A 22,157-nucleotide genomic window follows, 5' to 3' on the forward strand; every position below is an offset into this window, starting at 1 on the left:
GCGCGATCGGGCCCCGCCCGCGTTCAGCGGCGCAGAGACGCCGTCGTTGGCGCGGATGCCGCAGTGGGCGATGCTGCTTGTGCATGGCGCGCGACGTCCTCAGCGCGGTGCTGCGCGGGGTCCAGCCCGGCCCTGATGCGGCGTTCGGTCTCCGCGACGTCGAGCTGGTGCGCCTGCTCGCGCTGTGTGCGGACGAGGTCCGCGTGGTCGCGAGTGCGGGACCGGTACTCGTCGGCAAGCCGTTCTCGAGCGGCGTGAAGCTCCCCGTCCAGACCACTGGTGCGGCCGTGTCCGATCGCTGTATCGCCAGCGATCCGAGCGTCGATGTCGAGGAGCGTGCGCCACGTGTTGTGGAGCCATTGCGTGGCATCGTCGACCTCGCTGCGGGCAGTGGCCTCTCGCCGCTGGTACTGGGCGTGCACCCGCTCGATGTCGAGAACGTGGCCGAATGGCCGTTGGGCGCGGTCGGTCCATGGGACGGGCGCCGGTGGGCGAGCGGCGCGGCTCAGGTCGGTGCGGGCGGCGCGGAGCGAGTCGTCGATGCTCACTTCGGGGATGCCGCGGAGCATGCTGTCGGCGATCCGGTCTCGCGCCGCCGCGTCGGTCCCGGCGATCGCGATCGCCTCGTTGTGTGTGCGGCCGCGGGTCATCCCGACGTAGAGCCCGGACGCGTCCACGCCGGGTCCGACGACGGCGGCGTCTGTGGTCTCCCCCTGGATGCCGTGCACCGTCGATGCGTAGGCGAGGTGAACGTGTCGGGCCGCATAGTCGAGGGTGACTGTGCGGGCGTCGCCGCTGTCGGAAACGCTGACCAGCTCTAGCCCGGTGGAGGTGACGTGGCGGATGGTCCAGACCGCCCGGTTCTCGACGCCAGTGTCGCGGTCGTTGCGGCGGGTCTGCACCATGTCGCCTTCGAGCAGTCGCTGCTCGCTCTGCCCGACGGCGATCCGCTGCAGGGTGAGTTCGCCGGCTTCGACCCGGCGTTGCTGGATGGCTTCGTTGATCGTGTCGGCTTCGTCGTTGGTGCCGGTGACCAGGGCGACGCGGTGGTGGTCGCGGGTCCACCGGAAGTACGCCTCGACCATCACGTCGCGCGCCTGAACCTGGTCGGACACGCGATGGATCAGCCCCCGGGAGTCCAGCTCGGCGGCGACCGCGAGGGCGGCCTCTTTTGACGCGGGTTCCCGCATCCGGAGCGTGAGCGCGGCGTAGACGGGGTCGCGGAATCGGTGCACGGCGGTGAGTTCGACGGCGGCGGTGGCGCGCCGGGTGAGGGCGGCCATCGCGCCGGAATGGCCGACGGGGCGGGCCTGCAGGTGATCGCCGACCATCGCGATCCCGGCGCCGGTGCCGGCCGCGACGGCGGCGAGCGCGTTCGCGGTGTGCAGGTCGATCATGCCCGCCTCGTCGACCACGATCCGATCGCCCGCGGTGAGCGGGAATCGTCGCGGTCCCTCGTACACGTAGCCGGTGGCGGGGTCGAGGTCGCCTGGAGCGAGCTGGGTCCACACCTCTGCGCCGGCGTCGTCGCGCCTCCACCGGTACCCGTGATCGGCGAGGAGGGCGTGCAGGCTTGATGCGGTGGTGCCGAGCTCGCGGCCGGCGACTGAGGCGGCCTTCTTGGTCGGCGCCACCACCACCATCGCCCGTCGGCGACGGGCCAACGCGGCCTTCGCTACACGCAGCATGGTGGTCTTCCCTGCACCCGCCGGACCGGTGACCGACACCAGCCGATCGGTACCCACGATCGCCGCCGCCGCCACCACTTGCTGACGGTCCAGCGCCACCCCCTCCCGCAGCACCTCGCCGGCGGGGGCGACCACCTCCGCCTCGGGTGCCGGGGTTCCGGCGTGGGTGAGGGCGTCCAGTCGTGCGGCGAGTTCGGCCTTTAGTGCCGCGGTGGCGCTCGCCATGTACCCCTTCACATGGGCGGGCCGGGCGCCCTCCCCCGCCAGAAGATCCACAGTGAGCTCCGCAGCGCGGCGCAGCACCTCATCGAGCACCGGTTGCAGGTCGTCACGCGCGCCGACGACGCCCGACGAGGCAAGCGCGCGGGTCGCGCCGGCACGCAGATCAAACAGGCTGAATCGCCCCCCGCACGCGGTGGAGCGGGCATCCGCGTCCACCGCGGCGCGTGCCGCGAGCAGGGCGAGGTCGAGTTCGTCCAACGCGCCCGCACGCACCGACACGGCGACTCGAGACTCAAGGAGAGTGGGGTCGAGGGTGGCGAGTTCGTCGGTGATGAGGTGTTCCCAGGCCGTCTCGTCGATGGTGTCGGGCTTGTTCGGGCGGGCCTTCGCCCACGCCAGCCGGTCGATCTGATGCAGCTGATCCGGGCTCGGATCCTGACCGGGATGCTCGGCCCGCCACGCGGCGAGCAGCATCGCCCGGTTCGCCTCGATCTGCGTCGACCGCCGCGAGAGTGGCCGCACCACATGCGCCAGCTCGGCGATCTCGCCGTCGGCGTCCAGGGTGTAGCCGTGGCGGGCGAGCGCGTGCAACCAGTCCAGGTCGGTGCGGGCTGCGAGCTCCCCCTCCGCGTTGATAACGGTGTGCAGCTTCATCGCCACCCGGGAGTCCACGTTGGACCACTGCCCGTCCTGCCCCAGCACCTTCACGCTCAGCCACAGGTGCCGATGGACGTGGGGGTCCAGCGCACGGGAACGGCGGTGCTGCAACTCCACGACCTCGATCCGGTGCAGGGCTTCGCGGATGCGGCCGCCCGCGCCGCGGCGGGCGTTGAGCTCCGCCTGCCAGGTGGTGATGATCCGATCCCGGAGCCGGTCCTGCAGCGCCTCGAACGCCGCCGCCAGCTCCGGGTGGATGAGCGCGGCGACGCTGTACGACTTCGGCGCATTGATCGTGCCATCCAGAATCAGATCCGCGTCCGCGGAACGCAGATCCCGGCCCCGTCGCTCCCCCGTCACCGGGTCACAGCCATCCACCCACCGCCGCAAAGCCGTCTCGTCCAGCAGGTCCGTGCGGATCAGGCCGGCCTCGACCGTGAACCGTGTCACACCCGCCGAGTCATCGCGACCGTAGTCGGCGAGCGCGTCCACCCCGGCCGATCGCAGGTGCGAGTCGCACGACCCCTTCAGCGCGTACGAGATCGCCTGCCGAACCCCCTGCGATTCGACACCCCGCTTCCACCGCTCGAGGCCACCCCGCATTCCACCAGAGTAGACCCAAACTGCTTAACTGGAAATGACTTACACAGAAAGTGCCTGCGTGCATTCCGATTTCTTGGTCGCGCGCTTGCTCGTCCTTGGTCGCTCGTCGCTTGTCGCTCGTCGCTCGCTGCTCGTCGCTCATCGCGATCTTCGTCAGCGCGGGCTTCGTCCGGGAGTACAGCGTCCATGGGTTTGGAGCTGGCGTTCGCAAACGAAACCCTCATCGCGCACCTCATCGACCCGGCTATCCGCAACCGCAGTTGCCAGAGCTCCGCTCGCGCTGCCACCAACCTTTGGCGCCTCGATCAGCGACCGGCTTGCGGACCACCCAGCTGCGTCGAGAGCCGCGCCCAACGAGACGGCCGACAGTGGTGGAAGCTGCCTGCCACGGACGCGTCTCGCGCGTCGAGCGCAGCCGCTATCGCATCGTCCGCGGCGCTCGTGACCTTAGTCACTCGCGTTGCGGGTTTGCAGCTCAGCGACGATCCGCTCGCTCGCTGCCGCGATGCGTTCGAGTCGGCGCTCGTTCCTCTGGGCAATGTTCCAGTTCTTGTTCTCGTAGTCCTGCTCCGTCGCCGCATAACCGTACTGGTCGAGGTCGAGGATGAAGGTGTCCTCGTACCAACGGGGCTCTGGGCGTGCCGACCTCAACCCGAACCACCCGACAGATCTGGCGAGCGGGTCGCAGTAGCGTGCCGTCACTTCGAACCGTCGGGGGAGGCTGTCTGACTCGAGGAGGGTCGACGCGATGTCCACGTGCCAGCTCATGCGGCGTCCCGGTGCCACTTGCGGTATGACGAAGCTCCCGTCGAAGATCCGCTCAAGCCTGCCGAGGCGATCCTCTCGGGTCGACTCAGGCAGAGGGATCGACTTCAATGTGACATTCGTCGCGAGCTTCGTCGAGATGTTCTCGACTGCGATGAGAACGAGTAGCGACCTGAATTCGAAGTCGACCGCAAGGTACGGCCGCTCACGCTCCTCACGCTCGAGCAAGATGATTCGCAACTGGCTGAACGCCAGGATGGCCGCGACCAGCGCGACGGCGAAGGTCGTGAATGCCCAAAAAGCGGACCACTCGCCCGCCGTCGGCCACCAGTCATTCCAGAGACTCACTCTCACGCATCGCACGGTATCGCACCGGCTTCGGGCGCCGCCGAATCCGTTGTGTCCTCCGCTCCCTCAAGGTCACTGACGGCTGTCCTCAGTTGGGTGTTCGAAGCCCGGGAAGCATCGAGAGCTCGCCCGCCGCGTGAAGCGATGGGCGGGCCCTCGACTGCCCGAGTTGTTACTCGGGCCCGTCACCGGGCAGCGCTGACATTGGCGGGTTCCATGAACCGAGCGACCATCCGGTCACATCAGCGAGAGACCCGCGCCATGTCGGGAGGTTGACATCGGCGCCATTCAGCACGCGCACGTCGCGCATGTGGATGAATCGCCGAGCACGGCCGAGCAGGTCAGCCGCGTCGCGACGATTCCATTCCTCGAGAAAGTTATCCTGCATCTTGCCGTACCACTCGCCAAGGTTCTCGGCGGTCTGCCCGCCGCCGCTGGCCGTGAGGCTATCAACGACGCGTTCGATCCACTCGGCACGGCTGATGACGATGCCACTGATGACAGCACCATTCGATTGCAGAGTCATGCCGATCGCGCCGCTGCCCTCGTCGGCGAAACCGACGTACATGCTCAGCAGCAGGTCGAGGTAGCCATCCTTTGATGACAGGTCGTCGTCGGTGTACCCATCGGGGTCGTCGTCAAGGGGCCGCTGCTTTGCGGTCACCTCGGGCTCGGGCGGTTGGCCAAGGTCATCGGTCATGCGGTGAGCCTATCGGCGCGGTGCGAATTTCTATTCCCATGCGCTCGCCGGCGCGCGTAGCAGACCATCGATGTGCGATGAGCGACCCGTTTCCGATCGATCGGATCGCGGGCCCAGACTTGTTGCTCGCGCTACCTGGGCGCGCGCGACCACCGGCAATCGCGCGATGGAGCAACCGCGGAAGTGGCTAGCGAATGAAGCCGGCAGCTGCGAGATGAGCCACGCCGCTCGTCCTGGTCTGGGGCGGGACCACTTCCCTAAGAGACGCCACCGCGAGAATCGAAGAGCTCAGATTCATAGGCCGCCCCTTCCATTTGATCGATGGCTTCTTCTTCAGACGCTTACTGACGGCGCGCAGGTTGGTGAAGAGCAGAGCGATCATGCAAAGGAGAATTGTCACAGGCGTCCCGTCGCTGGGTTCGAACCAGCACCCCGACCCAGACCAGGACGAGCGGATGCCGACACCATAACAGGTGACCCGGATACAACTAGGGATGGATGGTCGCAGCGCGCCCATCTCGTTGGCGGACCCGTTTCCGTTCGACTCCGTCGAACGCCGAGTGCCCACCGGTCAGTCGCGAATCAGCGCGAGCAGCGATTCGAGATCGGCCGGGCCGGAGCTAGTCCACCAACGCTCTGAGATCGTCAGCAATCTGGGATGCGAAACGCGAATCGACTAGGACTAGACCGCGGCGACTGCAATTGTCTTTGACCTCACCGCTCACGTCATGTCCAACCTTGCCAACGATGCACACCACAATGGCGGTAGCGGGAAGACCGCCGATCACCTTCTTGAGATTCCTGGCTCGCTTGTTCTTCTCGCTCGGGATCCACTGAACGCGAGCCTCGTCGATCCCAAGCATCGCGTCGAGGCTCGCTACGACAGCTGGGTCGACTTGGCCGCCGACAATCAAAATTCGTCGCTCCAGAAACCACGCGGCCGCCTCTGCGCGGAGGTCTTCAGGGGTCGGGAGGTTTGGCCCAAGGTGGCTCGAAAGGCGGGCCGGAGGGGGAGGATCGCAACGAACGACGGAAGCGTCGCCCTCCCACAACGCGGCATCGGTGCCAAGGACGCTAGCCGCGTCGGTGCTCATCCCCGATAGGTCGTCCACCAAGATTTGCCGATGATCGGCGGACCCAAGGTACTCCGGATGGAGCGTGGCAGTCGAAAGAGCGACGTCGTGGAGCAACGGTTCACGGGTGAGCAGATCACCGATCACCCTGTGCGCAATCTGCGCGAGGGCTTTTGGCGTCCCCAGGGATTGCTCTCCATAGCCGTTCGCCAACCTAGTCCACGCCTGATGACCGAGGCGCACCCGATGATCGGTAACCCAATCCTGGAGCAGTTCGAGACCATTCTCATCCGCAACTCCCAGTGCTATCGACGGATCCAGGACGACCACTACTGTCACGCACGCTCCTTGGCCATGCGGGCGGCGACCGCGCGAACGATATGCCGGACGTCGGCCTCCTGCGCGTCGAAGAAGCCGTCCGGCCATTCGTCGAAGTCTCCGCCGGCAGTCAGCGCCAGGGGACGAACCTGCGTCGCTGCCCCTCTTCGCTCCGCATAGAGAACTTGAACGCGGTGCGGCTCAGTCCGCTCCTCGGCGATCCGTCGCCGCAAGCGAGTGATGAGGTATTCACTGTGAGTCTCGACCACGAATTGGACATCGCGCCGCGCGAAGAGGAAGAAGTCCGCGAGTTTCGATTGCACGCTCGGATGAAGGTGAAGTTCTGGCTGTTCCACCAACACGACGGAGTTGCGCTCAACAGAGAGACAGGCGACCAAGATCGGCAGCAGTTGACTTGCGCCGACGCCGATCATGGTTAGATCACGCTCTGTCCCGTCCACCCGAAGGTTGACTCCGCGTCCGAGCTTGCCAAGATCGAGCACTCGTATATGGTCACCGATGCCGAGATAGTCGCACCACATGGATGCCGCTTCCGGAAGCGTCGCCCTATGCGGGTGATCGTTCCAGTCATGAAATGCGGTAACGCGATCCTTCTCGCGTGTCAGGACTTCCGCGGTGAGTTCGCCTCGGATACCGACGGGAAGGGCGTCGACACGCTCGTCCCACGCCCCCTGGACCACGCGCGGCTCTTCGCGAAGCGGACCGAGATACTTTACGTGCCCGCCGAACTCCTCGATCGCTTCGGCGAACGACCCGAGCATCAACATACTTAGCGCGTATTCGCCGGCGAGCAGTTCCTCAATGAAGCCCTCCGCGCGATAGCGGTGTCCCACACTTCGCGAGAGGCCGAAGAAGGACCCGCGAACGCCCACCACCGCCCACTCGTTGGCTGCACGCCGACTTGCAGCACGGGCGATAAGCGCGTCTCGTTCGTCTTCGCTCAGCGAAGTCAAATCCTTCGGGGTCCACCAGGCGCTCACTCCCTGCGCCGACCTCTTCTCCTCGAGCTCAGCCTTGCCAATCTCCCGGAGATAGGGGCGGCGCGGAACGAGCGACGACAGTTCCTGCGCGACTTCGTAAGTCAGTCGCTCGCTCCCAACAAAGTCAGAAAGAGCTGCCGCGACGACTCTCTCGATGACACGTGGATCGAAGTGGAGTGCGAGCGAAGTTGGAGTCATCCCCACAAAGCCGACATACATCCGGTTGGGCGCTCGGCGACCACTCACCGTCGTTACGCGAAGAAAGGTGGCGCCCGAGTGTGCTGCTCCCTTTGACAGGCTTTCAACGTCTGCGGATCTCGTGCGCTCTGACGTCGCTGCAAACGACAAACTGCCGTTCGAATCGCAGATCTCAATCGCCGACGGCCGGAGTGAGACTCCATCGAGTGATGGCGCTAGCGACAGCGATACCTCGATCTGTTTGGGACGCGGTCCCTCGCTTGGCGAGCCCGCATCTATCTGCACCAAGAAACGAAGCTCCACGGCAGATTGACCCTCCCGCACGATATCGCGCGGCTCCCCCAGTCTGACGAGCGGACCATTCATGATGATCGCCCCGCCGCGAGTGACCGACTGCGCCACCATCAGGATCGACTGCAAGACGGAAGACTTGCCCGAGCTGTTGGCGCCCGCGAGCACGGTCAGGTGGGGTAGTGCAAGATCTGCCTGTCCGAGCGACTTGAAGTCGGCGACGCTCCAGGAGAGGATGCTGGCCATCGGGCTCCTACAACTTGTGTGGTGGGTCAGGGAGAGACTAGCGAAGGAGGGGACTCCCAGGAGCCACGGAAGAAACGGAACCGGGTCTAGACGCCCGGTTCGCGTCGATTTAACTGCCTTTGGGGTTACGGCATCCCGACATGATCGCGGGGGTGCCCACGCTCGTGATCACCGGTGGCTGGAATGCCGACTACGACCAAAGGTCTCTTAGCATTCGCACTTGCCGCCCATTAGGGCGCGCCGCTGGGACAAGACATTCCCCGTGTCCGCTAGATGTTGGATATGGGCAGTGCTGAACTGGCGGTGGAGCACCTCGAGGCCACCGGGGTGCAACTGGAAGATTGGCGCCAAGTCCTTCGACTTGCGAAGACGCACAGCGCCACCTTGGGGTTCCTTCCTGATTCCGCATTCGCGGATCGGCTCCGCAAGCGCACGCTAATCGCTGCCAAGGCGGACGGCCAAGTTATCGGATACTGCCTGTACGACTTACCGCGGGCGGGTCACATCAAGCTCGTCCACGTCTGCGTCGCCGACGATGCGCGAGGATTCGGAGCCGGAAAGGCGATGATCGACGCCGCTATCGCCCAAAACCCGACTGCGATTGGCGTCCTCGCATATTGCCGACGTGACTACCAGGGCCTAGACCGCTTCTGGGAATCCGCTGGCCTAGCCCCACGCGGTGAGAAGGCGGGGCGCGCGGTCGCAGGCTCGATCTTGTGCGCTTGGTGGAGACCGCTTGGCGCTCCTGACCTTCTCGAAGAAGCCGCCATGGGTGCTGGGCTGCCGCTCGTCGCATACGACACCAACGTGGTGTCGGATCTCTACGCTTCCCCGAGCGTGATCCGCCCTGACCGAGAGTCTTCGCTCGGCCTGCTTGCCGGCTGGCTTCAAGCCGCGATCGTTCCGGTCGTCTCACCGCGTGTGGATGTGGAACTGAACGCGATCTCGGATCGCAGCGAACGCGAGCTTCAGCGGGAGCGGTCACAAGAACTGATGCGGATTCGCTCGACCCGAGCTGACGATAACACTCTGCTGGAACAGTTGCTCGAAAAGGTGGGCGACTCTGCCCTCGCCAACGACGAGTCGCTGCGCAACGACTTCTGCCATCTCGTCGATGCGATAACTGCCGGAGCATCATTCGTCGTGACTAACGATGAGAACTTCATTGACGCCGCGAACAGTGCGCTGCCGGAAGATACCGGCGCGCGCGTCGTCCGCCCACATGAACTCGTGGCCACCATGCTCGAACGGCTGGAGCTCCCCACATTCCGGTCCCGCCTCATCGAATCGCTCGATCTGGAATGGCGTCCCGCGTCCGCATGGCCCGTGACGGAGCTGGCCGCCAAATTTGCGACGCACGAGACCCATGAGCGGACAACAGCGCTCGCTCGGCGGCTGCGGGCGGCGATCGCCCAACACCCGACGACAACGCGAGTCCTGTCCGACCCGTCGAGCCGCCCCCTAGCACTCGTCGCGGAGGTGCGCAGTGATCCAGCTCTGCAGGTCTCCCTCCTTCGGGTCAGTCGTGGCGAGTCCTCGACGACAATCGCGCTACAGCTAGCCCGGCACCTGCGGACCGTTGCACGACAGAACAACCTCACCACCGTGGAGGTCACCGACGCCCAGCGAGGTCCGGTGATTCAGGCGGCGCTTGCGCAGGACGGCTACGTGGGGAGTGACCTACCGCGGGCGACCTTGATCAACGATCTCGCTGGCGCGGAGAGCTACGAGTTGCCCGAAGTGTACGGTCAACCCGACCTGCGCGCGGTGCGCGAGCTTGAACGCAGATTCTGGCCCATGGTGATCATCGACCTCGCCGTGCCCACCTATGTGATCCCGGTGCAACCGGGGTTTGCCGAACTTCTCTTCGGCATCGATCGTGGCGCACTATGGAGCGACCGAAAACGGGGATTGGGCCTGTCGCGGGAGCATGTGTACTACAGCGGATCCAGCCGACCACTTCCTGAAGAGGGTTCCCGCATACTTTGGTACGTGACCAGCGACCGCAGCGGAACCATCCGGAAGGTGATGGCCCACTCGCGAACGCTTGGCGTAGCCCGACTGCCTGCCGAGGCGGCGCACCGCGCGAACGCCCACGTCGGAGTCTTTACGCTTCGGCACATCGAGGGCGCGGCTGACCGAACCGGGATGGTGACTGTCGTACGGTTCGAGGACACTGAACTCTTGGAACACCCCGTGGGCGGTAGAGAGTTGGAAGAACTGATGATGAGGCACGACGTGAAGCATCCCCTCATGTCTATACGCCGGGTGGACCCGCAGTTCTTCGACAGCGTTCTCCGACGACAGAACTTTGGAGCCCCATGACCGCCGTTCTACTGTCGGTACGTCCCCGGTATGCGCACGCACTCTTGGCTGGCACCAAGACTGCCGAGGTCCGGCGACGGTTCCCACACCAGCCGCGCGGGACGATTCTCTATCTCTATTCCAGTTCGCCCGAGAGAGCGATCCTGGGCACCGTCCGGCTCCATGCGATCGACCGCCCCAGCGCAGACCGGGTCTGGCATCTGTACAGAGATCAGATCGAGATCGAGGAAGCCGCACTGGATGACTACCTCTCAGACCTCGATTCGGCTGCGATCCTGCGCGTCAACGATTCCCGTCGGTGGAGGCATCCGGTGCCTCTACGCGACGTGCGCGCACGCCTGGGCATCGAGCCGCCACAGAGCTTTCGCTATCTAACAGACGAGCACGTCAAGACCCTTGGGGCACTGCGCTCGCACCAAGCACAAGTTTCCTTGTACTCCGTGGTCGGCGCTTAGAAGGCGGTCTTGTGGCGCGTGAAGGGGTCCCGCTCGCGCATCGTTGATTCACCGATCACGTCGTCGAACGTTGGATTCTCGCAACGACGGCTGCTTAACCGAGGTCAGGATTTGGCTGAACGCGCGCCGGCGGCCCCGCTTTCGATCTGCGCCCGCTTGGGGATCGCTGGGTTCTCTCGTTCTCGCTTCAGTCCGCTACAGGCCGATTCTGGCGCAGCAGATCGACAACACACAAGCGAATCGACGAAGCACAGATCGAGGCCAGTTTGAGGGCTATCGACAGGGCGGATGCTGAAGCAGTTGTTACCAGCCACGTAGCTTTGGCGGCGCGCATTCGGCGGTTGTGGGAATGCATTGGCCAACGCAGAGTTGTGCACGAATACGACTGGCGCGTCGCTCCCGCAGTGCGGCAGTATTCCAATCAGCTCATTCGAGAGGACGAACATGCCGCAGCCACAGAGCGACCCGAAAGCAATGTTCCAGTGCAAGCACTGCGGAGGATGGCACGGAGGGTTGAGGTCGACCACGGTCTGCCCCGAGTGCTACGACAAGGGCAAGCGCTAATCAACGCCGCTTCCTCGAGGTGAGCCACCTGGGCTCGCAGCGCGTGGGCTTCGTGTGCGGCCTCGAGCCAGAGGTCGATGAGCGTTATCATGTTCGGGCGATTCGATCGATCTGGTCGGGGCGAAACCCGCTCCAGTGGTCGTGCTCGTCGACGACAACCACGGGGGCTTCGGTGTAACCGAGCTCGGCGACGACATACTCGCGCGCGGCAGGCTGCTCCCGGATGTCGACCTCGGTGAAGGGCACGCCCTTGCGGGTCAGGACGTCCTTGGTGAGCTTGCAACGTTGGCAGCTGGGCCCGGTCGTGTAAACGGTGACCGCGTTCATGGCGATTCCTTTCCGTGGATGCTGCGGGGTTTGGACCTGGGGTGGGCATCCGTCCCCGGACGCCCACCCCAGGTCGGGCTACTCGGCGAGGTTCTCGTCGGTGAGCATCGCGGCGATGCGTTCGACGGGACACAGCGTGTAGCCCCAGACGGCGAGAGTGCGCAGGTACCAGGAGGTGTCCGGGCCGGGTGACCGCCACGTGTTGCGGCTGGTGTTCTGCTCGATGCCGCCCATCACGACCGCGAGGCTCACGTGCACGGCCCGGTTCGGGTGCGCCGTCAGGTACTCGGCGATCTGGTCGCCGTAGTCCGTGCCGTCCACCCCGAGGAGGACCTTCGCCGTAGTGGAGCCTCGGGTGAGGCCGTCGGCGATCTTCCACCGCGCACCGGTGAGGGCTTCAGCGATCACAATCTGCGCATCCTTCGGTGCGGTCTTGCGGGCGAGGAACTGAGTGAGCCACTCGCGGCGCACCGTCTCGGCGGCATCCCATTCCTTGTTGTGGGCGATCAGTTCCTTCCGCTCCGCCTTCTGCTCGTCCGTCATCGGCCCCGACTGCGCACCACCATTTCCGTAGCCCGACTCTTGGTGGACGGTGTACCCGAGGGCTGCGGGGTCGTCGACGAAGTACTCGGCTCGCGCCTCTCCCCCGTAGTACGTCGCGACGTACACGGCAACGCCGGGCTTGCCTTGGATGGTGTCGGCGTCGACGGGTTCGTCGTCGGCAGTGCGAAGCATCCGCACCCGGTACGGGGCGGTGCTGTAGTCGCTGGGCCGTTCGTCGAGGATCCGGTGCCCCTTGGCGGCTTCCTCCTGCTTGACCTTGTCCTTCGCCTCCCGTGCGACGCGGTCCTGCCGTGCCCGCTCGACCGCGACCGGGAAGTACCCGGGATCCGCGGCCGCGACCTCGGTCAGTTCTGCGACGGTGTCGGTGTCGTCGTCGTCGTCGAACTCCAGCAGGATCGCCGCCTGATCCAACGTCAACCCGCCCTCACTGACCGCACCCGTCGCCGTGGTGCTCTGGGCGACGGCCAGGCCGGTCTTTACCCGGTCGCGCTTAGTGCCGGTGCGCTTGGCGATCGCCGTCGCGGAGAGCCCTTCGAGTTCGAGGGCGCGCCAGGCTTGGATGCGGTCGGCGTCGGTGAGTGCTTCGCGCTGGTCGTTCTCGACCAACTGCTCCACGATCCGCCGCGCTGTGTCGTCACCCCCTGCGTCGACGACGTAGACGGGGATCGTGGCGATGCCGGCCTCCACTGCGGCGAGGGTCCGGCGTTGTCCAGCGCGAACGTGCACTCCCCCGTCCTGGTCTCGCCAGGCCAGCAGCGGGGTGAGGACCCCGACCTGTCGGATGCTGTCCACGAACCCGGGATCGAGTGGTGCGGTGGTGCGCACGTTGGTCTCGACGATGAGCGTGCGGGGGTCGATGTGCTCGACGGTCCCGGTGGGGGTGGTGTTGATGGTCATGTCCTTCTCCCTGTCGTTGTTTGCCGTGAAGGCACGGAGTGCCTGTCAGGGAGCGCGCCGCGGAGTGCAACCCGGAGGGCGGAGAGGGAGAGAGTTTCGGCGCGAAGTAAGGGAGCTTGCGACCGCGTGCCGAAAGTCTTGGAGGAGCCGGCAGCGTCAGCTGCTTGCGCGCAGCGGCACCGACCGTAGACTGCCGCAGGCTTCACGGCGAACAACGCCCGCGGACGCGGGCGGGCAGCACAGCCAGCCGCCCGCGGCTGACCGATCGGCACACGGCGATCAGCACCAAAAGATGTGGCACACCCTTTTTGGAGCACTCGGTACGATGGGCGTCGAGGAGGGTCGATGCCCGGAGCGACCTCGCCATGGCGAGTCAACGATGTGGTCACCTACGACCGGGTGCGCGACGCCGCCACGACGCTGTCCGCGCTGCTGCTCACCATCGCAAACGATGGCGGTGCCGTGGTGGAGCCGGCGCGGGTCGAGCTGGCGGACTGGCGTCGCGAGGTGGCGGCGGTTGACGGGTATGACCGGGCGGCGGTGACCGATCTCGCCGAGCGGATCGACCGGCGCATCCGTGAGCTCGAGGGGTCAGCGTGAGCACGACCGTCCTGGACGACGATGTACGCGACGAGATCCTGCGTCGCGACATCCTGCCGCTGTACTTCCCCGGCCAGGGCGGAAGCCCGGCGCCGACGTTCACCCTGCTCGCCGGGCAACCCGGCGCCGGGCGTAGTCGCGTGACCTTGCCCGCGGGCGGCGAATCGGACGCCGAGGTGGTGGTGCTGAACGGTGCCGAGCTTCGGGCGTTCCATCCCGCCTTCCTCGGACCGGACGTGGGGGCGACGGAGGTCGCGCAGGCAGTTGCCGGGTGGCTGAGAGGGTGCATCCGGTATGCCCGTGAACACCACCGCTCGATCGTGTTGGAGGGGTCGTTCGGCAACGTGCCGGCGGCGGTCGGCACCGCGGAACGGTTCGCGGCGGAGGGGTTCACGACCCAACTGGTGGTGGTGGGGTCGACGCGGGCGGAGAGTCTGCTGTCGGTGACCTCTGGCTATCTCCGGGATGTGCAGGCGCGACGCAGGTCGACGCTAGTCCGCAGCGTTGACCACGACGATGCGTTCCACGCCGCGCGCCGGCTGGTGGAGTCGGTGGAGCAGTCAGGATGGGTGGACCGGGCAACGGTGGTCGCCCGCGATGGGCGGAACATGTTCGACGCGACCCGCACAGAGCCAGGGTTCGCCGGCGCGAGGGCGGCGTTGGTGGCGGCGCAGTCGACGCAGATGGGTCGGTTCGATGCGACCCAGTGGCTGAGCGAGCTGCACCACGTCACCGATTACGCTGGCAGCCTGCGGTCGATGCCGGACGGGATCGGTGAGCTGCTGGTGGACTTGCACGAGACGGCGCTGCGGGAGGTGATCCCACAGCTGCACATCCCGGTCGGCGGGAAGTTCGCGACCGCGATCGAGCAGAAGACGGTCGCCGCCCTTGTCAGCCTCCGGCAAACCGTGACCCCGGCGATGGGGCCGATCGATATCGCCGCGCCGGTGATCGTGCCGGGTGGTCCGGAGCGTGGGGGCGTGTCGCGGTGACCCGCCTCGTCGGCTACACCCGCCAGCTCGCCGTCGAGCTCGACCCGGCCGCCGGCGTGGCGGCGTTGACGACAGCGGGGGTGGTGCGGGTGTTCGTGGACGACGGCCTCGCGGATCCTCGCGAACGCCCGGGCTTGACCGAGTGCCTGGCGTTCCTCCAGGCGGGCGATGTATTGGTGGTGCCGAGCGCCGCGCACCTATCGCACGCCGTCACCCATTTCGTCACCACGATCACCGCACTGGACACGCAGGGTGTGGGGTTCCGTTCGCTCACCGAGCCGGCGCTGTGTACCGGCGCGGACCAGGCTGTTGACCCGGCTCGGGTGCTGGCGGCGGTGGAGGGGTTGCGGCGCCGGCTGGTCAGCCTGCGGACCCGGGCGGGGATGGCGTCGGCGTCGGCCGCCGGGAAGCGCCCGGGGCGGCCGACGGTGATGACGCCGGAGAAGGTGGCGATGGCGTTGGAGCTGCGTAACCTGGATCGGCCGATCACTCACATCGCGCGGGTGCTCGGGGTGAGCGCCAACTCGGTGCAGCGCGCACTCGCCCCGCTCCCCCGACACCCCGATCCGGCAAGTTAGCGGTCCACGCCCGACAGCTGCGGGTGGCTGTCGAGGTCGAGCCAGCCACGGACGATCTCTTCGTGGCCGCGGTCGTCTTCCCAGTCGGGTTCGGTGAGCGCCCACCGGTGCATCAGCCTCGCCGCGGTGTGGGTGTGCCTGCCGGCGTCGAGCACCTCCGCGAGCGCTTCCGCTTCGGGGAACTGCAGGCTGCACACCAGCTGGTCATCGTGGCCGGCGAGTCGCTGATCGATGATGTCGGCGAGCCGGTCGATGGTCTCCTCGAGCCGGTCCCACGCGACGATGCTGTCCGGGTGCGCTCCAGCCGCCTGGTGGATGGGGGACGTCGTAGTCGTGTTCATGATGGTTCCTCGTTTCGTGACTTCTGTGGTGCCTTTCTTGGCAGTGGCGTCGTGTGCGACCGGAGGGCGTGCAGTGCCGGGACCGTGGAATACCGGAGCCCCGGAGCCCTGGCGGAGGGGTGAGGCTATGCCGCGAAAGCCCGGAACGGAACGCCTGGAGGGAGCTACGATGAGCGGCCAGGAAAGACCCCCACCGCCCGCGATCCGGCCGCTCGCCCATCAGAGACTCCCGACTCGGCTGATCAGCCTGCTGGCGGCATTGAGGTCGCGAGGCCGGCGGCGAGCACCGCCACGACCGCGATGCAGACGACGGCGGCGGTGGCGGTGCGGGCCGCCTGGATCGGGTGCCCGCGGATCAGTTGGCCGGCCGCGACGGGGAGCAGCAGCACCGCGAGGGTGGAGGCGATCACAGTGGCCGCGAGCGCGGGCAGCAGCTGGGTGGGGATGTTCATGGTGGTTCCGTTCTGGCTCACGGTGGTGGGCCTAGAGGTTGTCGAAGCTGGTGTCGCCGCTCAGCGCGGCGAGGTGGCGGATGAAGGCTTGCCGGTCCGCGGTCGGCGTAGTGATCAGCGTCTGGACTGTGGTGCGGAGATCGGCGAGCTCGTCGGTGGGGAGTCCGGCGAGTGGGGCGAGGCACCAGTCGAGGTCTTCGGTGATGGTCCAGCCGGGTTCGTCGACGTCCTTGTGGGGGTGCCACATGAAGGCGCAGATCGCGACCCGGTACAGGGTGGCCTCTGCTTCGGCGGGGTCGAGCATGATGGTCTCTCCGGTCGGGGTGGTGGTCATCGGTTCATTCCCATCGTGGTGTTCGGGTTCAGCATCGGGTGTGGCGCGGCGGCGTCGGGGTCGAGGTGGTGTCGGTGCCGTGGGGGGTCGCGGTGGCGGAGTCGGTCGTTGACCTGTTTGCCGATCGCGTCCATGCGGGCGTCTTCGATCGCCTGCCGTTGTTCTCGGCGCGTCGGCCGCTGGGCGGCGAGCCACCGCCGCGCCACGGCGATCTGGCTGCGGCTGGCGTAGCTCCCGTCGGTGGCGAGGGTGTGTTCGATCCGGGCACGCTGGCTGTCGCGTTCGAACGCCGCGACCAGCTCCGGTGGTGTCGGCTGCAGCAACTCCACAGGAGACGCCGGGATCTCCCGTATCGCGGCGATCTCCTCAGCTGTCCGGGCCCGGGCGAAGAACGCGTCGGCAGCCGCGGTGTTGGCACGACGCTCCACGGCGCTGGTCGAACGGATCCGGCGCGGCGGGAGCCCTGCATCCCGGCGACGCTTCTCGCGTTCCTTCCATGCCCGGTTGCCCGCGAGCACCTTCTCGCGGTTCTCGGCGTAGTAGGCCCGCTTCTTCGCCTTCAGCTCGTCGGCATGTGCGGCGTAGTACGCGCGTGCGGCGGCGCGTTTCGGTCCCGGGTTCTCGCGATGCTGGGCACGGAGCTTTGCGTTGTACTCGTCCTTGTGGGTCTCCCACCAGCGTCGCTGCGCCTTGGCGCGCATCGCCCGGTACTCGTCCGGGTCCTCCGCGCGTTTGCGGGCCTGCCACTGCCTTGTGTACTCGTGGTGCTCGGCCTTGTGTGCCTCGTAGTACTTCTTCGAGCTCGTCCGCTTCGCCTGTCGGCGTCGCTGTTCGGCCGCCCTCCGCGCGGTGTATCCCTTCATGTAGGCACGCTTCTGCGCGGCCACTTCCTCACTGTGCTCTGCGTTGTAAGCGGCGCGGTACGCGCGGATGTGTTCCTGATTGCGCTGCCGCCACGCCCGCTGACGCTCCCGGATGCGCTCGGCGTTGCGCTCGCGATAGGCGCGGCGCCGCTCCCGATCCCGTTCACCTCCGATGGCGCGCTCCTCCCCCGGATCCCCCTCCCGCCGCAGGCTCATCGCAGCGCCCCTCGTGGAGCGAGGACGACGCCGGGAGGTTCGGAATCCGGAACTCCCGGAGTTTCACGCTGTGGAAGTCCGGGAGTCGGATTAGCCCGCGGGGTCAGGTTGTCACCGCACGTGCTGTCGCAGGTCGCGGTCGAGGTCGCCGGATCTCCGAGATCTGTGAGTGCGGAAGTCACGGAGTTCCGGAGTTCGTCCTCCGTCGAGCCGCGCAGCTTCTCGGCGTGAGCGAGGAGCAGATCGATCGCCACCCGGATGAGGGTGTTCTCCGTGATGCGCTCCGCCTTGAATCGACGGCGCCTCATCACCGCGTCGGCCAGCGCGGCGAGTGCGGTGAGCTGATCGCCGCGGACCCGCGCATCCTTCCGCGACAACCGGGCGAACATCGGCACCGGCGCCTCGGCTGGCGCCACCTCCGCCGCCACACGCGCTCGTACGTCGCTGAGCCTGCCGGCGAGATCGATCTTGGCCATCGTCACCACGTTCCCGCGAGCTCTGGCGAGAGCAGCTGCTCGAGCTCGCGTCCGATGGCGGCGATGTCCGCGATGGGTCCTTCGGTGCGCCGGTTGCGCCGCAGAGTCGTCACCAGCTGACCCAGCACGGGGGCGTCCGCCTGTACCTTGTACTGCCGTAGATACGATTCCAGCCGCGGCACCCCGAGATCGGAGTCCAGCAGCCGCTGCCAGGTCTCCAGTTGGTTCGGCACGCGCGGGTCGATCCGGTTCAGCACCACCCCGTGGCGCAGCTGGCGCGGTTCGATCAACCGGCTCAGCGTGCGTAGCGTGGGTTCCACGGCGAGCGGTTCGGGCGTGACTGGCACGAGCGCGTAGTCGGCGGCATCCAGCACCGTCTCCAGTACAGCGGTGTCCTCGAGACTGCCGGGCGTGTCCACCAGTACCAACTCGTAGTCGGCACGTAGTTCTCTCAGGCGGCTCAGCATGTTGGGGTGTTGGCTGCCGGCGAAGTCGAACGGCATGCGGTCGCTGGCGTTCTCTGCCCACCACACCGTCGACTGCTGCCGGTCCACATCGACCACCAGCACTCGATGCCGGCGCGACAACTCCGCGGCCACCTGCATGGTGACGGTCGTCTTGCCGACACCGCCTTTCTGGTTGGCAACGGCGACAATCGCCATCGCGATTGAGCCGTTGTTAGCCCGGTGAGTGTCGAGCTCAGTCATTGGGATCGCCGCCTCGCTCGAGGCCTTCGAACCACGCCTCGAGGTCGTCGAACGGGTACAGGATGATCCGCCCGACCTTGTAGTAGGGCGGCCCAGTCTTCTTGTACCGCCATTCCGCCAGCAGCTTCAGCTTCAAGCCCGGAATCAACGCGATCACGTCATTCGGGGTCAGAAGCCGCTTGTTGAGCACCGGCTCTGCCGGGTTCGCCGTTGTCGCCATCTCTCACTCCTTCTGCGGAACTATCAGCCTGTTCAGCAGTAGTACACTCCTAAACCGTATACTTCGCAAGGGGTATCTGCGGAATGCAGGAGCAGTAAGGCAAACTGAGGGAGTGAAGGTCGACGTGAAGACTCTCGACGGCGCGACGATGTCGGCAGAGTGGGCTACCCATCCGGTCGGCTCCGCGCTGCATATCGCTCCCGCATTCGTCGCCACTGCGGTGGACGAATCCAGCGGTGTCGAAACGACTATCGAGGCGCACTACAAGCTGCATCGAGGGCGATACGTGATCACCAGAATCATCAACCGTGCGATCGCCGACGACTTCAACGAAGACCGCCTCAAGCACACGGCACCTCAGGCGATCGTGCAGACCGCCATCCCTCGCTGCATTGCGCTCCAGCTCGACGACAGCCCAGACGCGGGCTGGACGACCGTCGCAGACCTCACCAGCCTCGACGGCCGGATCATCCCCCCTTGGATGGCACAAGCTGTGGTCAAGCGAGGCGTCAAGGACGAGCGGTGGGAGGTCATTGAGATCCTCTATGGCACCGCTGCCCTCGCCGACCTGCCACCGGTCAAGCTGATCGCGGCCGAGCTCGATGTTCCTGAGCGCACCGCCTCCGACTGGATCCAGAAGGCTCGAGCGGCGGGATGGCTCGCCGGGCTCTCCTCGAACGTCGGCCGTCCGGCCAATGGGTAGCGTCAGCCCCTACGCCACCAGCCAGGGCAAGCGATACCGAGTCCGCTATCGCCGACCGAACGGCACCCAGACGGACAAGCGGGGCTTCAAGACCAAGCGCGACGCGGAGCTGTTTCTCTCCACCGTCGAACTGTCCAAGGCCAAGGGAGAGTATGTCGACCTCAGCGCCGCAGACGTGCCACTCGGTACAGCGGGCGCCAGATGGGTTCACGCACGCGAGCAACTCCTCAAGCCATCGACATTCCATTCCCTCGAGTCGTCATGGCGCATCCACGTCGAACCCAAGTGGGGCAACCGCAGCCTGTCGAAGATTCGCCACTCCGAGGTTCAGGACTGGGTCTCCGAGATGGCGCGAACGCAAAGCGCGACCAACGTGCTGCGAGCTCACGGCATACTGTCGGGGATTCTCGATGCCGCGGTCAAAGACCGAACCCTCCCGAGCAACGCCGCCCGCGATGTCGCCCTGCCGCGAAAGGGCACGAAGCGGAAGGCGTATCTCACCCACCGGCAGGTCGAGCTCCTCGCGTCCACGGCCAGGGAACCCGACCTGGTCCGCTTCCTTGCGTACACGGGAGTGAGATGGGGCGAAGCAACAGGACTCCGTGTGCGCCATTTAGACCTCCCACGACGGCGCGCACGCGTCGAAGAAAACGCCGTCATGGTGGGCACCAACGTCATCATCGGCACTCCGAAGTCCCACAAGCACCGATCCGTACCTATCCCGCCGTTTCTCCTCGAGACGCTGATGCTGCGCGCGCGAACGCGCGGCAGGGACGACTTTGCCTTCGGCGACGGGGCACATCCGCTGCGCCTCCCGAACTCAAAAGATGGATGGTTCGCCTCGGCCGTTCGACGCGCTCAGGGGATGGACCCCGAGCTTCCGCGAGTGACACCGCATGATCTGCGCCACACCGCGGCCTCCCTCGCCATCAGCGCGGGTGCGAATGTCAAAGCAGTGCAACGCATGCTCGGGCACGCGAGCGCCGCGGTCACTCTCGACATCTACAGCGATCTGTTCGACGACGACCTGGACGACGTATCCGACGCTCTTGATCGCGCCCGCACTCTCAGCCTGATCGAAGACACGTCGGAAGACGCGTAGGCCTGCTGATCGGCTTCTCATCGACGGCTGTTCGGGTCACTCTGAAGCCGGCCCGGACTGCCGCGTTCCCATTCAAGTGTGGGCAAACTGTGGGCACGGCGCTCGGGCGCGATATGACGAAAGCCCCGCGATCCCAATGTTTCCATGGGTTCGCGGGGCTTCGACGATGGCGGTGACGGTGGGATTTGAACCCACGGTAGGGGGTTACCCTACACAACTTTTCGAGAGTTGCACCTTCGGCCGCTCGGACACGTCACCGCCGACAAGCTTACGACACGCGGGCGGATGCCGCGAATCGGCGCCGAAGCTCGGCTAGGGCCGCGTCGAAACCGGCCTACGCGTCGAGGAAGGCCTCGTGGTGATACCCCTCGGGGTCGAGCACCGCGACCGTCGACTCGGGAACCTCGAGGAAGACGCCGGGAAGGTCATTGAGCGGCTCCGACACGACGACCTGCGCGTGATCGCCGAAGAGCGAGAGACGGTCGGCATCCGGGTACATGGTCCGGATGGTGGGGACGTCAGCCGAGTGGAACAGCGAACGGGACCGCCCCTGCGACGAGTAGCGGAACGCCCACAGCGTCTCGCCGTCCGACACGGCGAGCGTGCCCTGCATGGGGAACTGCACGCCGGCGGCGTGGCCTGCCCCCTCCACGCGGCGGATGGCGGCTCCGACCGCGCCGATCGGGTCATCGGCGAGACCGAGGGTCAGCGCGAGGTGGAAGAGCACCTCGGTGTCTGTCGTGCCCTGCATGAGCGGGTACAGCGACGGGTCCACGGCGAGCGCGAGCTCCCGCTTGATCAGGCCGAAATGCGAGATCGCGCCGTTATGCATGAACAGCCAGTTGTCGTGGCGGAACGGGTGGCAGTTCGTCTGCTGGATCGGCGGGCCCGCGGCCGCACGCACGTGCGCGAAGAACAACGGGCTCACGACGGCCCGGCTGATCTCGCGCAGGTTCTGGTCGTTCCACGCCGGCTCGATGCTGCGGAAGACGGACGGATGCCGCGGCACGACGGCATCCGCATCCGCGACGGGATACCAGCCGAACCCGAAGCCGTCGCCGTTCACCGTCTCGGCACCGAGCGGCGAGTTCTGCGCCATCGCGACGACCGAGTGCTGCGCGTCGAGGATGAGGGCGGCCGGCTGGAGCGGCTCCCCCGTGTAGGCCAGCCAGCGGCACATCGCAGCTCCCGAGGTCGTCCGTCGACACCGCGGCGCGGCGCTGCCGCCATAGTAGGGCGGTGCGGTCCCGGCCGATACCCGCATCCGCCGAAGCGGCCCTCGGTGTCGTCGGCCGGGTCTAGCGTGGGCTGGTGACCGATCATCAGCCCGC

Annotated in this window: 22 protein-coding genes and 1 tRNA gene; 7 read left to right on the plus strand and 16 right to left on the minus strand. The window is 66.4% G+C overall.

The features are described 5' to 3' along the window. Window positions 1-23: 23 nt before the first annotated feature. From Q9R08_RS01130 to Q9R08_RS01150, 5 genes are all read right to left on the minus strand, one after another. Window positions 24-3,170, minus strand: a complete 3,147-nt coding sequence (locus Q9R08_RS01130; RefSeq protein ID WP_308865971.1) for an AAA family ATPase — start codon at window positions 3,168-3,170, stop codon at window positions 24-26. A 447-nt stretch (window positions 3,171-3,617) separates the two neighbouring features. Then, window positions 3,618-4,289 (minus strand): hypothetical protein, encoded by a 672-nt coding sequence (locus tag Q9R08_RS01135; protein ID WP_308865972.1) that lies wholly within the window; start codon window positions 4,287-4,289, stop codon window positions 3,618-3,620. Between the two features lie 166 nt (window positions 4,290-4,455). After that, window positions 4,456-4,983 (minus strand): hypothetical protein, encoded by a 528-nt coding sequence (locus Q9R08_RS01140; RefSeq protein WP_308865973.1) that lies wholly within the window; start codon window positions 4,981-4,983, stop codon window positions 4,456-4,458. 620 nt (window positions 4,984-5,603) lie between these two features. Further along, complete coding sequence (locus tag Q9R08_RS01145) at window positions 5,604-6,395, minus strand: hypothetical protein (protein ID WP_308865974.1); 792 nt, start codon at window positions 6,393-6,395, stop codon at window positions 5,604-5,606. Further along, window positions 6,392-8,110, minus strand: coding sequence for an AAA family ATPase (locus Q9R08_RS01150; RefSeq protein WP_308865975.1), 1,719 nt, complete (start codon window positions 8,108-8,110; stop codon window positions 6,392-6,394). Before Q9R08_RS01150 ends, Q9R08_RS01145 begins: the two co-directional genes overlap by 4 nt. 282 nt (window positions 8,111-8,392) lie before the next feature. Between Q9R08_RS01150 and Q9R08_RS01155 the strand changes: the two genes are divergently transcribed. Both Q9R08_RS01155 and Q9R08_RS01160 read left to right on the plus strand, forming a co-directional pair. After that, window positions 8,393-10,435, plus strand: a complete 2,043-nt coding sequence (locus tag Q9R08_RS01155) for a GNAT family N-acetyltransferase (protein WP_308865977.1) — start codon at window positions 8,393-8,395, stop codon at window positions 10,433-10,435. Further along, window positions 10,432-10,890, plus strand: coding sequence for an ASCH domain-containing protein (locus Q9R08_RS01160; protein ID WP_308865978.1), 459 nt, complete (start codon window positions 10,432-10,434; stop codon window positions 10,888-10,890). The genes Q9R08_RS01155 and Q9R08_RS01160 overlap by 4 nt, the downstream gene beginning before the upstream one ends. 651 nt (window positions 10,891-11,541) lie before the next feature. Here Q9R08_RS01160 and Q9R08_RS01165 read toward each other — a convergent pair. Then, window positions 11,542-11,781: a glutaredoxin family protein gene (locus tag Q9R08_RS01165; protein WP_308865979.1), complete on the minus strand. Its 240-nt coding sequence runs from the start codon at window positions 11,779-11,781 to the stop codon at window positions 11,542-11,544. 78 nt (window positions 11,782-11,859) lie between these two features. Beyond that, window positions 11,860-13,242 carry a ParB/RepB/Spo0J family partition protein gene (locus Q9R08_RS01170; protein ID WP_308865980.1) on the minus strand — a complete coding sequence of 461 codons (1,383 nt, stop codon included), beginning with the start codon at window positions 13,240-13,242 and terminating at the stop codon, window positions 11,860-11,862. Between the two features lie 345 nt (window positions 13,243-13,587). Here Q9R08_RS01170 and Q9R08_RS01175 point away from each other — a divergent pair, with 345 nt between their 5' ends. Genes Q9R08_RS01175 through Q9R08_RS01185 form a run of 3 tightly spaced genes read left to right on the plus strand, consistent with a single transcriptional unit; the run spans window position 13,588 to window position 15,412 of the window. Next, window positions 13,588-13,842: a hypothetical protein gene (locus Q9R08_RS01175; RefSeq protein WP_308865981.1), complete on the plus strand. Its 255-nt coding sequence runs from the start codon at window positions 13,588-13,590 to the stop codon at window positions 13,840-13,842. Then, a complete protein-coding gene (locus tag Q9R08_RS01180) occupies window positions 13,839-14,834 on the plus strand; it encodes a zeta toxin family protein (protein ID WP_308865982.1) in 996 nt (331 codons plus the stop codon). The genes Q9R08_RS01175 and Q9R08_RS01180 overlap by 4 nt, the downstream gene beginning before the upstream one ends. After that, window positions 14,831-15,412, plus strand: a complete 582-nt coding sequence (locus Q9R08_RS01185) for a recombinase family protein (RefSeq protein WP_308865983.1) — start codon at window positions 14,831-14,833, stop codon at window positions 15,410-15,412. Before Q9R08_RS01180 ends, Q9R08_RS01185 begins: the two co-directional genes overlap by 4 nt. On the opposite strand, the gene Q9R08_RS01190 is transcribed toward Q9R08_RS01185, so the two are convergent. The 7 genes from Q9R08_RS01190 to Q9R08_RS01220 form a co-directional block, all read right to left on the minus strand. Beyond that, window positions 15,409-15,753, minus strand: coding sequence for a hypothetical protein (locus Q9R08_RS01190; RefSeq protein ID WP_308865984.1), 345 nt, complete (start codon window positions 15,751-15,753; stop codon window positions 15,409-15,411). The two genes, Q9R08_RS01185 and Q9R08_RS01190, sit on opposite strands and share 4 nt — an antisense overlap. A 242-nt stretch (window positions 15,754-15,995) precedes the next feature. After that, entirely contained in the window at window positions 15,996-16,226 is a 231-nt protein-coding gene (locus Q9R08_RS01195; RefSeq protein WP_308865985.1) for a hypothetical protein, read from the minus strand. A 10-nt stretch (window positions 16,227-16,236) separates the two neighbouring features. Beyond that, on the minus strand, window positions 16,237-16,539 hold the full coding sequence (locus Q9R08_RS01200) for a hypothetical protein (RefSeq protein ID WP_308865986.1): 303 nt from the start codon (window positions 16,537-16,539) through the stop codon (window positions 16,237-16,239). Further along, window positions 16,536-17,618, minus strand: coding sequence for a hypothetical protein (locus Q9R08_RS01205; protein WP_308865987.1), 1,083 nt, complete (start codon window positions 17,616-17,618; stop codon window positions 16,536-16,538). The genes Q9R08_RS01200 and Q9R08_RS01205 overlap by 4 nt, the downstream gene beginning before the upstream one ends. Further along, window positions 17,615-18,094: a hypothetical protein gene (locus Q9R08_RS01210; RefSeq protein ID WP_308865988.1), complete on the minus strand. Its 480-nt coding sequence runs from the start codon at window positions 18,092-18,094 to the stop codon at window positions 17,615-17,617. The genes Q9R08_RS01205 and Q9R08_RS01210 overlap by 4 nt, the downstream gene beginning before the upstream one ends. A 2-nt stretch (window positions 18,095-18,096) precedes the next feature. Beyond that, on the minus strand, window positions 18,097-18,801 hold the full coding sequence (locus Q9R08_RS01215) for a ParA family protein (protein ID WP_308865989.1): 705 nt from the start codon (window positions 18,799-18,801) through the stop codon (window positions 18,097-18,099). After that, complete coding sequence (locus tag Q9R08_RS01220; protein WP_308865990.1) at window positions 18,794-19,021, minus strand: helix-turn-helix domain-containing protein; 228 nt, start codon at window positions 19,019-19,021, stop codon at window positions 18,794-18,796. Before Q9R08_RS01220 ends, Q9R08_RS01215 begins: the two co-directional genes overlap by 8 nt. A gap of 112 nt (window positions 19,022-19,133) precedes the next feature. Between Q9R08_RS01220 and Q9R08_RS01225 the strand changes: the two genes are divergently transcribed. After that, entirely contained in the window at window positions 19,134-19,724 is a 591-nt protein-coding gene (locus Q9R08_RS01225) for a helix-turn-helix domain-containing protein (RefSeq protein WP_308865991.1), read from the plus strand. Continuing rightward, window positions 19,717-20,826, plus strand: coding sequence for a tyrosine-type recombinase/integrase (locus tag Q9R08_RS01230; protein WP_308865992.1), 1,110 nt, complete (start codon window positions 19,717-19,719; stop codon window positions 20,824-20,826). The genes Q9R08_RS01225 and Q9R08_RS01230 overlap by 8 nt, the downstream gene beginning before the upstream one ends. Window positions 20,827-20,993: 167 nt before the next feature. On the opposite strand, the gene Q9R08_RS01235 is transcribed toward Q9R08_RS01230, so the two are convergent. Both Q9R08_RS01235 and Q9R08_RS01240 read right to left on the minus strand, forming a co-directional pair. Continuing rightward, window positions 20,994-21,084 (minus strand) — tRNA-Ser (locus Q9R08_RS01235). 76 nt (window positions 21,085-21,160) lie between these two features. Beyond that, the gene (locus Q9R08_RS01240; protein ID WP_308865993.1) at window positions 21,161-22,006 is read right to left on the minus strand and encodes a class II glutamine amidotransferase; all 846 of its coding nucleotides are present in this window, start codon (window positions 22,004-22,006) and stop codon (window positions 21,161-21,163) included. Between the last annotated feature and the right edge of the window lie 151 nt (window positions 22,007-22,157).

Source organism: Microbacterium psychrotolerans (assembly GCF_031085295.1).
GTDB lineage: Bacteria > Actinomycetota > Actinomycetes > Actinomycetales > Microbacteriaceae > Microbacterium > Microbacterium psychrotolerans.